At 46.0% G+C, this 15,805-nt stretch carries 10 protein-coding genes; 1 reads left to right on the top strand and 9 read right to left on the bottom strand.

From position 1 onward, the window contains the following. Positions 1–56: 56 nt before the first annotated feature. From VEJY3_RS04320 to VEJY3_RS04285, 8 genes are all read right to left on the bottom strand, one after another. Positions 57–1,304 carry an ABC transporter substrate-binding protein gene (locus VEJY3_RS04320; protein ID WP_014231208.1) on the bottom strand — a complete coding sequence of 416 codons (1,248 nt, stop codon included), beginning with the start codon at positions 1,302–1,304 and terminating at the stop codon, positions 57–59. A 161-nt stretch (positions 1,305–1,465) separates the two neighbouring features. Beyond that, a complete protein-coding gene (locus VEJY3_RS04315; protein WP_014231207.1) occupies positions 1,466–2,908 on the bottom strand; it encodes an ATP-binding protein in 1,443 nt (480 codons plus the stop codon). Then, entirely contained in the window at positions 2,898–3,623 is a 726-nt protein-coding gene (locus VEJY3_RS04310) for a response regulator (protein WP_014231206.1), read from the bottom strand. Before VEJY3_RS04310 ends, VEJY3_RS04315 begins: the two co-directional genes overlap by 11 nt. A 140-nt stretch (positions 3,624–3,763) precedes the next feature. Continuing rightward, positions 3,764–5,233 carry a protein adenylyltransferase SelO gene (locus tag VEJY3_RS04305; RefSeq protein ID WP_014231205.1) on the bottom strand — a complete coding sequence of 490 codons (1,470 nt, stop codon included), beginning with the start codon at positions 5,231–5,233 and terminating at the stop codon, positions 3,764–3,766. Between the two features lie 159 nt (positions 5,234–5,392). Continuing rightward, the gene (locus VEJY3_RS04300; protein WP_014231204.1) at positions 5,393–8,386 is read right to left on the bottom strand and encodes a M6 family metalloprotease domain-containing protein; all 2,994 of its coding nucleotides are present in this window, start codon (positions 8,384–8,386) and stop codon (positions 5,393–5,395) included. Positions 8,387–8,656: 270 nt separating this feature from the next. After that, complete coding sequence (locus tag VEJY3_RS04295; protein WP_014231203.1) at positions 8,657–10,024, bottom strand: TrkH family potassium uptake protein; 1,368 nt, start codon at positions 10,022–10,024, stop codon at positions 8,657–8,659. Continuing rightward, the gene (locus VEJY3_RS04290) at positions 10,021–10,683 is read right to left on the bottom strand and encodes a TrkA family potassium uptake protein (protein WP_014231202.1); all 663 of its coding nucleotides are present in this window, start codon (positions 10,681–10,683) and stop codon (positions 10,021–10,023) included. Before VEJY3_RS04290 ends, VEJY3_RS04295 begins: the two co-directional genes overlap by 4 nt. A 244-nt stretch (positions 10,684–10,927) precedes the next feature. Next, entirely contained in the window at positions 10,928–12,157 is a 1,230-nt protein-coding gene (locus VEJY3_RS04285) for a DEAD/DEAH box helicase (RefSeq protein WP_014231201.1), read from the bottom strand. A gap of 194 nt (positions 12,158–12,351) precedes the next feature. Between VEJY3_RS04285 and VEJY3_RS04280 the strand changes: the two genes are divergently transcribed. Then, entirely contained in the window at positions 12,352–13,665 is a 1,314-nt protein-coding gene (locus tag VEJY3_RS04280) for a hemolysin family protein (RefSeq protein WP_014231200.1), read from the top strand. A 65-nt stretch (positions 13,666–13,730) separates the two neighbouring features. Here the strand turns inward: VEJY3_RS04280 and VEJY3_RS04275 are convergent, their stop codons facing one another. Beyond that, positions 13,731–15,692, bottom strand: coding sequence for a TonB-dependent siderophore receptor (locus VEJY3_RS04275; RefSeq protein WP_014231199.1), 1,962 nt, complete (start codon positions 15,690–15,692; stop codon positions 13,731–13,733). Positions 15,693–15,805: the final 113 nt, after the last annotated feature.

Below are 15,805 nucleotides of genomic sequence, written 5' to 3'. Positions count from 1 at the left end.
GGCGCATAGGCTCCCTACAAGCCTGTACGCCCTTTAGGGTGTGATCTGTCAATGGATTAGATAGCGGCTTTCACTGCTTTCGCTAGCTTTTGTGCTGCTTGTTTCGGATCCGCATTGTCATCGTTGAAGAAGTTGGTCACGACGTCATAGATTGCACCTTGTGCATAGCTTGTGGTCGACAGGCCATGTGCCATACTCGGCACTAAATCACCGGACTGAGCACTGGCTTTGAAGGTTTCCATTGAGTCCAGAGCACATTGGTCAAATTTCGCCATATCCATATCAAGACGAACTGGAATGGAGCCTTTGTTGAGGTTAAAGACTTCCTGAAACTCTTTGGTCAGAATGGTACGAGCTAAGTCTTGCTGTGCCTTTTTGTTCTCTTCGTTGCTGAGTTCAAAGAAAGCAAAGCTATCAATGTTAAACGTAAATTGACCGTCAGTGCCTGGCGCAGGCGCACAAATGTAGTCTTTACCCGGCACTTTACCTGCCGCAGTAAATTCACCTTTCGCCCAGTCACCCATGATCTGCATAGCCGCTTCACCGTTAATCACCATCGAGGTCGCAACGTTCCAGTCACGCCCTGGTGAGTTAGCGTCAATGTAGTCGTGGATCTTCTTAAACTTGGTGAAGACTTCGACCATTTTATCGCCAGACAATACGTCCATATCTAGGTCTACAAACGCTTTGTTGTAGTCTTCACTTCCCAGCACGTCCAGTGCGACGGCTTCGAACACGGTCGCGTCTTGCCAAGGCTGTCCACCATGAGCGAGTGGGATAAAGCCGGCCGCTTTAATTTTGTCTGCCGCAGCAAAAAACTCGTCCAGTGTTGTTGGAAGTTCTACACCTGATTTTTTCAGTACTTCAGGGTTTGCCCACAGCCAGTTAACACGGTGGACGTTAACCGGTACAGCCACATACTCATCTTTGTACTTCATCACTTTAGTGACAACTGATGGTAGCAGGTCATCCCACTTTTCCTGCTTCGCCGTACTTTCCAGTGAAGTAAGGAAACCTAAGCTGCCCCACTCCTGAATATCGTGTCCTTTGATTTGAGCCGCCGATGGAGGATTGCCAGATACCGCGCGAGTTTTAAGCACGGTCATCGCTGACTCGCCACCACCACCAGCGACTGCAAAGTCTTTCCAGGTATGATTTTGTTCTTCTAACATTTGTTTCAGAACAGCCGCAGATTTTGCTTCACCACCAGCCGTCCACCAGTGAAGCACTTCGACTTCACCCGCGTTAGCCATGTTTGCCGCAGAGAGCAGAGAAAGAGTTAGTAGGGTTTTATTTAGTTTCATTATTATCTTCCGTGTATTGGATTAGACATTCAGGTCGACGACTCGATGACCTCAAGCGTTCATACTTGAACTAAAGTCAGTCTATCCAACGAGAAAATTTTGATTGAAACAAAGCGTAACCTTAACGTAACAATCATGTTACATTAAGGTTTTAGTTGATATTAAACAAACACTTGAACACGTAACCCGCGACTAGGCAAGTTGTCAATTATGAGATCTCCGCCATGACCGTGGAGAATATTACGGCAAATTCCAAGCCCTAACCCGTGGCCCTGATCATCATCAGCCAACCGATAGTACGGCTCAAATACCATGTCGAGCTGATCTTCTGGAATGCCAGGCCCCTGATCACAAATCTCGATTTTGACCCGGCCATCAAAGTTGGTGAGGGTTATTTCCGCTTTTTCCCCATATTTCACCGCATTATCAACCAAGTTGCCGATAACGCGTTTTATCGCCAATGGCTTTGCAACGATTGATTTAATGGGACTAGGCGAAAACGTCACCCGTGTTTGTTGCTGATTATAAGGCTCAATCACGCTAGTAATGACGTCATTCAGGTCAACATTGACCGTATTTTCATGCAACTCTGTATCTCTTACGGTCTGAAGCGCCCCCTTCACCATCATTTCCAGATCATCAAGATCACGGTTAAATTTTTCGCGTTTGATATCACTTTCCAACAGCTCAGCGCGCAGCCTTAGACGGGTAATGGGCGTTTTTAAATCGTGGGAGATTGAAGAAAACAATTGTTCCCGATCAGAAATATAATGACGAATTCGCTGCTGCATCCGATTAAATGCTCGTGTGGCGGTGACAAGCTCACTCGCGCCCTCTTCTTGCAGCGGAGCCTGCTCTACGTTCATACTCATTTCATTGGCGGCTTTTGCCAATCGCTTTAACGGCTTCACCTGCCTTTTCATCAGCAAATAAGTGAGAACCAATAAAATCGTGGTAGAAAAAATCAGAAACAGGATCTGCTCTCGCTCAATTAAGGTATCGTCTAGATTGACGTAAGGGGCTGGCAGCAAAGCGGCGATATAGAGCCACTCATCTTTGGCAAGTTCGAGCTGCACAACTAACACCGGAGGATCGATTGGGCTCAACGTTAGGGTGTGATGTGCCCACGACTTGGGTAAATCGCTCAAATAGATATCGTTTTTCAGCAAACGTAGGTTTTCGGGCAACGAGAAGTCGACCAAAATCGTGTCTACTTTTGGGAGTTTCTTTTTCAGCACCTCTTCTATCGCTTCGAGAGAAGCCAACTTAAGCGGAGTATCTTTAATTGGTTCAACAATGAGCTGCTCTCGATTAAACGACACAAAAAAGCGCGTCCCGCCCATATTACGGATCTGGTCGAGCACAATATGACGATAGCTGACAGGCAACGACTGAAAGAAGGTTACCGTTGAGGAGAACATATTCGCCATGCTTTGAGACGCATCGCGAATCCCAGCCAGTTCTTTCTGTTTTGACTCGGTATACCAAATGGTTGTTGCCACACCTTGAGCCAAAATCACCGCCAATAACGTTAAGCCTAATGTACGATTAACTAACGAGTTTGGCTTAAATCGCCTGAGAAAACGCCACCATTTATTGTTCATAACTGACTGGCACAGCGAGAAAGTAACCGTTGCCTCGCATCGTCTTTATGTAATGTGGATATTTGGTACTTTCACCGAGACGTTGACGCAAACGGCTGAGCTGAACATCGATGCCTCGTTCAAAGGGTAACGCTTCCCGACCTCGCGTCTCTACTGAGATCGTATCTCGGTCGATTATTTGATTCGGACGTTTTAGAAAAAGCATCAACAGCGAAAAATCACTGCCGGATAAATCGTGCGATTGTTGGGTTTCTTGGTGGGTTATTCTGTGTGACAAAGTGTCCAACAGCCAGTCACCAAAACGAATAGGCTTGGCTGTTAAAGGGCTGACTTGCTCTTCTTTGGTCACTTTAACTCGGCGCAATACGGCTTTTATGCGCGCATTAAGATGACGCGGATTAAATGGCTTGGCGAGATAATCATCAGCGCCGATTTCTAAGCCGATGATCTGGTCGGTGTCATCTGAAACTGCGGTCAGCATAATAATTGGTGTAGACGAATGCCGACGAACCGCCTGACATAAAGAAAAACCATCTTCACCGGGTAACATCACATCGAGCAAAATAAGGTCTGGGTACCCATGTTGCTCAATGTGAAGGTGCATTTGCTCACCATCATTCACGGCACTGACGATATATCCTTGTTTCGTCAGATACTCCTGTAGCAATTCACAAATTTCTTGATCATCATCTACGACCAGAATTCTAGCTGACATTCTTCCATCCAATGTATCACTTATAGTTCAGAGCAAGTGTAATCGGTACCAGAATTCATATTCAGCGACAATTTACAAATACTTTGAACCTGTCGCGGATAAATATCACATCTTATTAACAAACCACTAAAATAAATCCCTTATGATGAGCAGCTTATTTCCATTTTTTTGCCCCACTCTGGTGGCAATTTCGCGTACTCTTCAAACTCCGGCTGAGAATCGTAAGGGTTACGCAGTAGTGCGGCCAACCGATTGACTTCACTGAAATCGCCTTCTTCGGCTTTATCTATTGCTAGTTGGGCCAAGTAGTTACGAAGAATGTACTTCGGATTCGCACGACGCATTTGTTCACAACGCTGTTCTGTGGTGACTGGTTTGCCTAGCTCATCGACTTCTAACTCGCATCGTGCCAGATAAAGATCCAACCACGCTTGGGCTGCTTCACGATCAATAAACAAATCAATCACGTCTTGAGGCGACTTTTTGTCTAAGGTAGATAGCGTTCTAAAAAAGCGCGTGTAGTCTGTTTTGTTCTGATTGAGTAACTCAAACATAGATTCAAACAAGCGCGAATCTTCATCGATTCTGTTTTTTAAACCAAGCTTACTGCGCATCAAGCGACTAAATTGCTGGCTTAAACGAACCTCAAACTGGCCAAGTGCGGCTTCTAAATCTGTACGCTCCACCAGCGGAGATAACGCGTGCGCCAGTGCCGAAAGGTTCCAAAGTGCAACTCGCGGCTGCTGGTCAAACGCATAACGCCCCTGATAGTCGGAATGATTACAGATATAGCCAGGATCGTAGTCATCCAAAAATCCAAATGGTCCATAATCGAAAGTTTGACCAAGGATAGACATGTTGTCGGTGTTCATAACGCCGTGAGCAAAGCCAAAAGCTTGCCATTTCGCAATCATGTCCGCCGTTTTCTCCACAATATTGGCAAACATCGCAGCGTATGGTTTTTCGGTTTGAGCGCATTCAGGCAGGTGCCATTCTATGACCTTATCCGCCAACAGCTTCTGCTCTGCCAATTGATTGGTGTAAAAGAAGTGCTCAAAGTGACCGAATCGAATATGAGTTTCCGCCATACGAATTAACATCGCGCCGTTTTCCGTTTTTTCACGGTAAACCTGCGTATCGCTGACCATCATACCCAGCGCACGGGTAGTCGGTATTCCGAGTCCTTGCATGGCTTCACTGCACAAATACTCACGAATTGTCGAACGCAGTACTGCTCTGCCATCACCCATGCGCGAATAAGGAGTAAGACCTGCACCTTTTAGGTGGATATCAAACCAGGTACCATCCTGTCGCTGAATTTCAGCCAGTAACAACCCTCGACCATCGCCTAAATCCGGATTGTAAGTACCGAACTGATGCCCTGCATATTTCATCGCTAATGGACGAAATTCATCAAAGTTTGCTTGGCCAGAAAACACCTCAAGCAACGTTTCATCGGCTATAGGGGGCAAACCAAACTGCTGGGCAAAATCCCCATTCCAAACCACCCATTGAGTGTTCAATAACGGTTGTGGCTCTATGAAAGTGAAAAATGCCGAAGGCAGTTGGCTGTAACGATGGGTGAAATTGACCTCTTGCCAAATGGACATATTGGGTTCCTTATCTAAAAAGACTAACTACTAGTCAGTATACGTCCGATCCCAATTGCCATTCAGCCATGAATTCAACATGGGTATTCACAACTTCTATCGCTCGAAAACAAATAAGCCACTCGAAATGAGTGGCTTACGTCTAAAACGAGATTGGTATTAGTGACGACGTCTCCAACCTAACAGCGCGAGTAACATAAGTGACCAGTAAGCGACACTTCCGCCGCCACCTGAGCTGTCGTCCTTATTACTACTGGCTGCGACAACTTCAACGCTGATTGCACCTTTTGCTGTCGCGCCTGTACCATCAGAAATCACGTACTCCAACGTGACATTATCAGCTGCGCTATCTGGTGCCTGATAAGTCACCTTACCATTTTCAATATACGCAGAACCAATACCTGAAACGTTATCCACACTTTGAACCACAAGGCTGTCGCCGTTCATATCGGTGTCATTCGCCAGTACGTCGATCACAATGCGTTCATTCACCGCTACCGTCACCGCATCAGCTGAGGCAATCGGTGCGCTATTTTGAACTTCAATTTCGACCAAAGCGATAGATAAAGCAGCACTCACATCTGTCACCGTCAGTTGGAATGTGAAAACGTCCCCTGCTTTAGCTCCCTTAGGAATCTCGAAACTGGCAGTCATATCACTTGGATTACTCAAAGATAGAGTATCGCCAGCAATCTGCTTCCACAGATAAGTCAAAGCATCGCCATCGGGGTCACTGCTGTTAGCGGCTGACAGCGATACACGGCTCCCAGCTTTCAATTCGGTGCTAATGACATCGATAACAGCATTTGGGGCCGCATTGAACCCTATTACTTCAATCGAAACATTGACTGTAGAAGAAGCGAGTGAACCGTCTGCCGACACCAAGCGGTATTGGAAGCTGTCAAATCCGACAAAGTTATGATCAGGTTGGTACTGATTGTCTGTAATGGTGCCGTGGACAGGCTGTTGAAATACCTCGACCTCAAACTGGTAGTCGGAAGCAACGACGTCGTTAGACATCAAGTTCAGTGACAGTATTGTGTTCTTATCCGTCTGGTAAATATCTGGCCGTGCTTCAACAATCTTGGCGTTTTCGTAGTTTAGCAATGCAGCAAACGGAACCGTTGAGAAGCTAGACTCAAGCAAACCTTCAGAATACTGCTCACTGCTCTTGCCAACCCACATCTTGGGTTGAGTTGCTTTCTCCATATCCAATAAGCGGCTAAAGTTGAAGCTTTCTTCGAATTCACCGCCTTCAATTTCAACCACAATAATATGTTGACCAGCACTTAACTGTGTCGCGTGCGGAAATAGAATCCGAGATGACTTCTTGAAACTACCTTGTTGCAATAGTTCCGCATTTTGTTGATTCAATACCAAGCTATATTCATTATTACCCTCGTTAGGGAAGCGCCACACGCGAAAGGTCATATCGCGCTGTGGTGAACTTTTCTTAGCATAGATCTGTAATCCATCCAACTCTGTATCTCGACTTAAATCAAGCAGCACTGCGAGAACATTTTCATCATTTGAGAAGACGAATTCTTGATGGAAGGTGTTTAACCACGCCGATTTATTCGCATCATTTAGTTTAGTTAGTAAAAAACTACCGCCATTTGCACTGCTAGAAATATCTGAAATCGAAACATCACTGTCGAACCCTGTGATGACATTCAACCCTGGGTTAGAGAAATCAGAAATCTCGCTGCCGCCATTTGGGTATAAATCCCCTTGATCGCTTCGTTCGCCCTTTTCCAATTCACCTCTGCCATCCGCTTGCATCACTTGAACTTGCATATTCCCCAATCCATTGAACTGATTGAGAATGTTGACAGACATGGCAAGTACACCTTCAGCCGCCAAAGCTTGGTCATAATCTTTGAAAGTTCGATTTTCTAAATAAACTCGCGGACCATATTCTTTGAGGTATGGATCAAGGTAGACCAGCTTAACTTCATCATCTGTTAATCCGTGAGGGATGTTACTTTGATGAGCAATTGTCGGTACTACAAAACCAGCGGCATGCCTGCTCCATGCAGTCATATTGACTGGCGTTTCACCAGGATAAGAATCGCCGGGCTTCATCGCCCATGAGCCCGCGCCCATGACGCCCCAGGTACCGATCGATGCCTTACTGTATCGAGCGTAAAGATCAGGCAATCCGAGCATTAGGTGCCCTAGTTCATGAACGATAACCCCTAAGGTAGATTGGTGCGTTGCCTGATAGTCAGCAAACAAGCAGTAGTCTTTAATAGTCGTGCCATCGATTTGAACATCGTTATGAAAGTACCTATGAGGCCAGATTGCCGGCTTGTTTAGAACTCCCGTCGAACGGTCGCCACCAGCAAACACAAACATGACCGACAACTCTGTCGCATCCACGGTGCCATCCTGATCACGATCGTAACTCGACAAATCTATATATGGGTCAAGCTTGTGATACGCTTCTGAGAACACAAGGTTCATTTTATCTGTACAAAGGCTATCGCTGGTACTGGCATGACAATCTGGATGACGCAGTGGTACAGTCACGTCAATCACACCATCGTTCACCGTACCGTAGCTTTCAATCGCTGGGATAACCTTATATTTCCCCAAAGAGTTCTTGTCATAGTAGTCAACGACACTTTGCCCGTTTTGATCGAAGACTCGTTGCTCAAAATCATGCTTCATAACCTGATTAGTAAACGAAACCTGGACAACTAAGAGAGGTTGCTGCGTCACTCCAGAGCTACTCATGGCCCTATAAACTACATCTGTATCTGAAGCTGCTCGTAATAGGTTCTTACGCGCCATAGGCTCCATGGTTCGTAATGAGGAAAGGTGGGGCTGGATAGATAAATCTGGTCGAGACTTGGAAGATTCGGGCGCTACAGAAGTTTGCGTTTTCTTTATACCTGTAGACACTAATTCTAGGGCGTCTGATTCACGTAAAACTTGCGCAAAAAACCAGTCTCCGTCTCTCTGTATAAGCGCGTTGCCTTGCGTATCTTCAAACCAGTGGAAATCTGCGGTCCCTCTTAAAATCGCTTCGCTTGACGTTCCGTCAGTTAACTTGATTTCATGCCAGATAGGTGACGGTGGTGTGGTTGCCATGCTCTTTCCTGCCAGTAAAGCAGATAACACGGTTAACGCAACTAGGTTGAATTTCAAAATACGACTCCTTGTTCTCAATTCGCTTTCAGCACGCTACATCAACGCCTATAGTCACAGTTTCCATTGGTGGAGCTTATGCCTGCAAGATAAGTCCGGCCGTTAATATAGATTTGTCGAATGCATGGTACAAAAAGGTGAAAACGATGGCATATAAGGTTCGAAATTTCACAAACAAATTTGCGTGGCAGACCTCGTATTTGATCCAGATGGGAGATCGCTGCTTTTTAAACAGCGAACAAAGTAAGATCCTGATGTTTCTCTTATAAATCAACCGGTCAATACCGTATCTTCAGGGTATTTAATCAGAGTAGGTTCTGGGCGAGCTAACATATAAGCCAAAGTCAAAGGACCGATACGGCCAATGATCATCACCACGATCATGATGTATTTGCCCGGTTCCGATAGTTCTGCCGTCAGACCTGCGCTAAGGCCGACTGTGGCAAAAGCAGATATCGTCTCAAACATAACTCTATCAAACGCCGCATCCTCAGTGATCATCAGTAGAAACATTGCGGTTGTCAGTATTGCTCCGCTCACCACGATAATCGCGAGCGACTTAGTGACAGTTGGCCAGTTGACGGTACGTTTGAATATCACGACGTGTTTCTTTTGGCGTAAAAAAGTCCAGGTCGCCAAAAAAGCAACGGTAAAAGTCGACACCTTAATCCCGCCGCCAGTTGAGGTAGAACCAGCACCAATCAGCATCAGAATAATCATGATGAGTAAGGCAGGCTGAGAGAACTGAGATAAATCAACACTATTAAAACCAGCGGTACGTGCACTCGCCGACTGGAAAAATGCTGCAAGCCACTGCGCTGACAAAGGTAGCGATTCCATCGTATTCGGATTGCTTCGCTCTAACAGCCAAAACAGTAACGTGCCCACCAACAATAGTACTGGCGTCGCAATCAGCATGATTCGAGTATGAAGATGGGAGGAGTTAAACCCTTTACGCCAGTTTAACCAGATATCCCCGACAACAGTAAAACCTAAGCCACCGAAAATGAACAACCCTGCAAGGGTAAAGATCACCAAAGGGTCATTCACAAATCGGGTCATGCTATCTGAGAATAAGGCAAAGCCTGCGTTATTAAATGCGGAAATTGAATGGAACAACGCGTAGAACATTCCAGTCTGCCAGCCCATTTCCGGCACCCAGCGAAAAGACAGAACGATAAAACCCAGCGTCTCTGCCACTAGGGCAAATACCATGATTTTTTTAATCAGATTACGCAGGTTAACATGCCGATCCTGACCGAGCGCTTCTTTGGCCAATGCTTGCTGACGTAAACTCAACCGCATACCGAATAAATAGAGCAGCACAGCAGACAAAGTCATTTGCCCTAATCCACCAATTTGCATTAGGCACATTAAGAGAATTTTACCCGCCAACGTGAAGTGCTGACCGGTATCCACAACGCCGAGGCCCGTTACACTGATCGCAGAAGTCGCCGTAAATAAAGCATCGGTGATTGATAATCCGCTGACAGAAAAGACGGGAAGCGTGAGAAGTATCGCAGAGGGCAATAGCACTCCGAGAAAACTCATTAGGATAATCCGAGGCTCGCTGCCCTTCTCTTTTGTCCTTTGGCTATCTGGGACGTAAAATAAGCCTTTTTGGTGAAAATGCATCATAGTGACTTCAATGTGCGGGCCAGTTTTTCCTCTGGGCCAACCACAATCATAAGGTCGCCAATTTCTAAGGTAACATCCATGCTGGGCGCTTTAGTGATCTCCGGCCCACGTTTAAACCCAAGTACTTGCACACCTTCAACCTGACATAGAGACAGCTCGCCTAGCTTTTTACCCATCCAGCGAGAACCAATCACAAACTCGGTCATTGCCAAGTCGCTGCCTAATGGATGGAAATCGAGCACTCGCCTGTCGAGCATTTTACGTGCAACACGAATACCCATGTCACGCTCTGGCATGATGACATGATCAGCACCAATTTTTTGCAGGACTCTGGCCTGAAAGCGGTCGTTCGCTTTTACCCAAATCGATCTTACCCCTGCTTCTTTCGCAATCAAGGTGGCAAGAATACTGGCGTTAACGTCGGTGCCAATCGCAATCATCACCATATCGTAATCATCGAGTTTTAGCTCAGCGACCGTCTCTTCGTGGGTGCAGTTTGCAACGATAGCCTGACTTACAAACCCAGCGACTTCTCTTACTTTTTCTTCGTCAATATCTACCGCTAAAACTTGAGAGCCCGCATCTTGCAGCTCTTTACATACAGCCAAACCAAATCGACCAAGGCCGATAACAGCGAATTGCTTATCACCTTTTTTCATTTATGCCTCTTTTATGCATTTAGTAGCAAGAGAAAAATTCTGCGCCTATTTTTTCCCCTGTGCAAACCAGACGACAGAAAATTAACCAAAGCCTTACCAAGCTTAGGTTACAAATGTTAAGCGTATGACATGATTTGTTTTTTTTCATCGTTATGCTTAACAAAAGATAGATATCTAAAGATCAAGAATATAAAAAAAGCCGCATTAAAATGCGGCTTACTATCAAGAGGTATTTACCCTGCTATCAATCTCTCGTCTGACGTTTATCAGATTGAGAACGGTCTTCCTGAGGTTTGCGCTTATTCTTTGGCACATAGTTAAGAATAGAAATTGGTACTGGTTTTCTTGGTGCAAATCCGTCAATTTCAACACGCTCAAGCAAGTGGCCTAATCGGCTTTCAATCATGCATAAGTTTTTGAAGTCGTCCTTTGATACCAGTGAAATAGCTTCACCTTGCGCACCAGCACGACCTGTACGTCCGATTCGGTGTACGTATTCATCCGCCGGGTAAGGTAAGTCGTAGTTAATAACCACTGGCAGATTATCGATATCGATACCGCGAGCCGCAACGCCTGTCGCGACCAGGTACTGGATCTCCCCGGCTTTAAACTGCTCAATCAGCTCCTGACGCACACGCTGATTACGCCCACTGTGGAACGCTTCCGCAACAATGCCACGCTTCTCCAGCTGGCTGACCAATTTCGCAGCGCCGTGTTTGGTTTCGATAAAGATCAGAACTTGTGACCAGTCATTCTCTTTTAGCATGTGGCTCAGTAACGACGATTTCATGTCTTTATCGACGGTTGTAATCCACTGCTTAATGTTTGATTTAGAAGCACTATGTTTCGCAATCGTAATCTCTTCAGGATCGACAATCGCATTCTTGGCTAAGTCACGAACTGGGTTAGAAAGCGTGGCGGAAAACAGCAGGCTTTGCACATCCTCTGGCATGCAATCAACGATTTTATCTATTGCATCGATAAAGCCCATATCCAGCATCTTGTCTGCTTCATCTAAGACCAGCATTTCTACTTCATCAAAGTGAATCGAGCGTTGACCGTACAGATCAATCAGACGACCCGGCGTACTGACAACAATGTCCACACCCTCGATCAATGCTTGCTTCTGCGGTGCGTATTCAACGCCACCAAACATCGCCATTGAGCGTAATGGCAGGTTCTTACCGTAGGCTTCAATGCTTTGGTGTACCTGAAGCGCTAGCTCACGCGTTGGCGTAAGAATGATGGCACGCGCACGTTTTTTACGCTGCGTTTCACCCTGACTGAGCTTCTCTAAGATTGGTAATACAAAGCTGGCTGTTTTACCGGTACCGGTTTGCGCTGCTGCGATCAAGTTACGCCCGCGCAGTACAATCGGAATGGCTTTTTGCTGAATAGAAGTCGGTTTTTCATAACCTAGCGCCATCACTGCATCAGTGATTGGTGCGCTTAAACCAAGCTTAGAAAATGGCATAGAAACGTCTCAACGGAGGAAATGGGCGCGTAGTGTATCAGTAACAGAGTGATTAATCAGCTTAGCTGTACTGAGAAGTTCTACCCTTTAAATAAAACATAAGCTTAGCAAGAAAACGGGATTTATCCGCTACTTCACATTTACTCAGCCGGAATCTCGCTATGCTACTAACGTGTGGATGACTGGAAGGCTTCATGGATATTTTATTGCTAGTAGGATTGATAGGTTTAATTACGCTCAATGGCGTCTTTGCGATGTCGGAAATTGCATTGGTCGCAGCCAAAACAAGCCGTCTAAAAACGATGGCAGAAAACAGCAAACGCGCAACACTGGCTTTGGAACTCAAGAATAATCCGACACAGTTTTTATCAACGATCCAAATCGGCATCACTGTAATTGGTCTACTAAGCGGCATCTTTGGCGAAGCCACACTCTCCGTTCCTTTAGGGCAATGGTTAGTGAGTCAGGGTGTAGAAAAAGAGATTGCCAACTTTGTAGCCACGTTTAGTGTGGTTCTGTTGATCACATACTTCGCCATTGTAATAGGTGAATTGGTTCCCAAACGTATCGCGCAAAATAATGCAGAGATGATTGCCATCAATGTGGCTTACCCAATTCATTGGTTAGCCAACTTAGCCCGACCATTTGTTTTTCTTTTGACCTTTACCACCGATACCTTGCTCAGGATATTGGGGCAAAATGAGAGTAAAAGTGAGGTCGTCACAGAAGAGGATATCGTCGCCATCGTTAGCGAAGGTTCCGAATCTGGCGCTATTGAGCCTCAGGAACAATTGATGATCCAAAATCTTCTCCATCTTAACGATCGCCTTGCACTCTCGTTAATGACGCCTCGCTCTGAAATTCATTACCTCGACGCCACACTGCCCATTGACGCAACCCTCAAAAGCCTTCGACAAACCCAACACTCGGTTTGGCCAATATGCAAAGGCGGCCTGGATAACATCATCGGTACGATTTCTTCCAAAGTGCTGTTGGATGAATATGACAAGCTCTCGATTGAACGGCTTAATAAACGTCTAAAGCAACCGCGTTTTGTACCCGAGTCGATGAAAGGGCTGCCTTTACTGAACTATATGCAACAAACCAGTACCGAGATGGTATTTATCGTCGACGAATATGGTGATGTGCAAGGGTTAGTGACCTTCTATGACTTACTCAAGTCAATCGCCGGAGAGCTGGGTATGGAGCCTCAGCACATATGGGCAAAACAGCAAAAAGACGGCAGTTGGTTGATGGACGCACTGATCCCATTAAATGAACTCAAAAACAAACTCCAGCTAAGCAACATCGAAGGAGAAGAGAGCGAAGGTTTTCAGACCCTAAACGGCTTCCTTACTTGGTTAATAGATCGTGTGCCTGCTCAAGGAGAAATCATCGAGTACCAGAACTGGCGATTTGAAGTACTGCTGATGAAAAGTAACCGCATCGTGCAGGTTAAAGCATCCCAGCAAGTGCCAGCAGAAAATCCAGAAGAACCTGAGGCTTAGAAGTAAGCGGCATAAAAAAACGCCTCCAGTGGGAGGCGTTCTTTATTGATGTGAAGTCTACTGAATTAGAACAGGTAAGTTGCACTTACGTATGCGCTGCGGCCTTTCTCTGAGTAACCGTAGTAGTCATCTTCGTCATCCAGCTCAACGTCAAAGATGTTGTTCAAACCCGCTTTCAGATTCACTTGCTGGAGGTCATAAGAAACGCCCAGACCAACCAATGTGTAGCCGTCCACAGTTTTATCTTCGCTACTTAGATTTGTGATCACCTGCTTACCGATGTAGTTGACGCGAGCAAAAGTGGTCAACGAGTCGAATACTTGCCAGTTCACATCCAAGTTTGCCAAGTGTTCAGGCGTATCTGTTAGCTTTTCGCCAGAGCTCTTATCCTCTGCATCCGTGTATGTGTAGTTCGCTGACAAATTGATGTTCTTAGTAATGTCATACCAAGCTTCCAGCTCTATACCTTTGATTTCTGCTCGGCCAATGTTTTGGTAAGTGATGATTGGCATGGTGCCATCCATACCTACCGCGGTACTGGTGTCTCGCTCGATTTTGTTCTTCAGCTTAGAGTAGTAGTAGGTCAAGCCCAGACCTAGTGAGTCCGTCTCGTAAGCCAGGCCCGCTTCATAGCTTTCTGACTCTTCCGGTTTCAAATCATCATTACCGGTTAACCAGCAACGGTTACCACAACTGATCACACGAACTTGGTCGCTACTCTCCATCATGCCCGGAGCACGGAAGCCGCCGCCGCCGCCCGCTTTTGCAACAAACTCATCAGTAAAACTGTAGACTGCATAAGCACGTGGGCTGAAGTGACTGCCGTAGACCTCATGGAAGTCTTCACGACCACCCAGCGTCAGCGCCAGTTTGTCCAAATCGAACTCACTCTGCAGGAACACTGCACCTTGGTGGTAATCGATATCACCAGAAGGAATGTCGCGACTGTTGGTCAGTTCTGAGGTACGGAATTCGCCACCAAACACCCACTCGTGGCTGTCTCGCCATAAACCAGACAGTTTGAAATCGGCGTAATTATTCTGCAACTCCACGTCCGCCGAACCATTGGTATACGCGGTACTGCCGTCATTCAAATCCATGGTTTCGCCATACAAACGAGCTTGAGAGTCAAACCCTGACCAATTACCTTCATGCGTTAAACCGTAATTCCAGCGCGTAGAATCCTGAGTATTGGTTTGGTCTCCGGAACGAGGGTGCACCCACTCGGCTTTTCGTTCGTCCTTGGTGTAAGTTACATCGGCAATCAGCTTTTGCTCGTCTGTCAGTTGCCATGACATTTCACCAAACACGTTTGTGGTATCTTTTTTCTCCAAAGCATCGTAATCAGGCGTCGCATCGGTGCGCCATGGGTCACGAGTTGAGCTTTCAACGATGATGCTGCCTGCCAGTTCTGGCGTCAGTTCACCACTTGCGTAAGCATGGCCTTTCCAGCCATCGCCGCCATTACCTTCTAGCAAACTTTCATATTCAAGCCCTATCGAGCCAGCCATCTCTTCTGTTGGTGTTTTTAGAATCACGTTCACTACGCCACCCATCGCCTCTGAGCCGTACAGAGAAGAAACCGGGCCGCGCACCACTTCGATACGTTCAATTGCCGTCAAAGGAATCGTCGATAGATCAAAGTCGTTACCACGAATTAATGCATCTTGAGAATTGATACGACGGCCATTAATCAGGATCAGAGTATGCTTTGACTCAAGACCACGAATACGAATGGTGTTACGACCGTACGCGGCGCTGCTTAAAACACTGACGCCTGTAGCACTACGTACTGCTTCAGAGATGTCTTTCACTGGCATCTTTGCGATGTCTTCCGCAGTAATAACCGACACAGATGCAGGAGCAGTAAGCTCAGAATGTTGAGTTAATGACGCGGTAACAACCACGCGTTCCATTTCTGGATTTTCATTCTGCTGCGCTGCATTAGCTTGACCGCTAAAAGCAGTCACTACTGCTGCGGCCAAAATGGAAGGCATAAACGAAGGCTTTTTCACTTGAGTATTCACTGCATATCCTTATATCTATTTTTTGTATTAATTAGGCTCGCCAACTTTAATAAATAACTGTATAAATAGCAATAATTATCAGTTGCATTATCATTTGTATTTTTTGGTTGGTT

This window comes from Vibrio sp. EJY3 (assembly GCF_000241385.1).
Classification (GTDB): Bacteria; Pseudomonadota; Gammaproteobacteria; order Enterobacterales; family Vibrionaceae; genus Vibrio; species Vibrio natriegens.
This window is presented reverse-complemented; position numbering and strand designations above follow the sequence as displayed.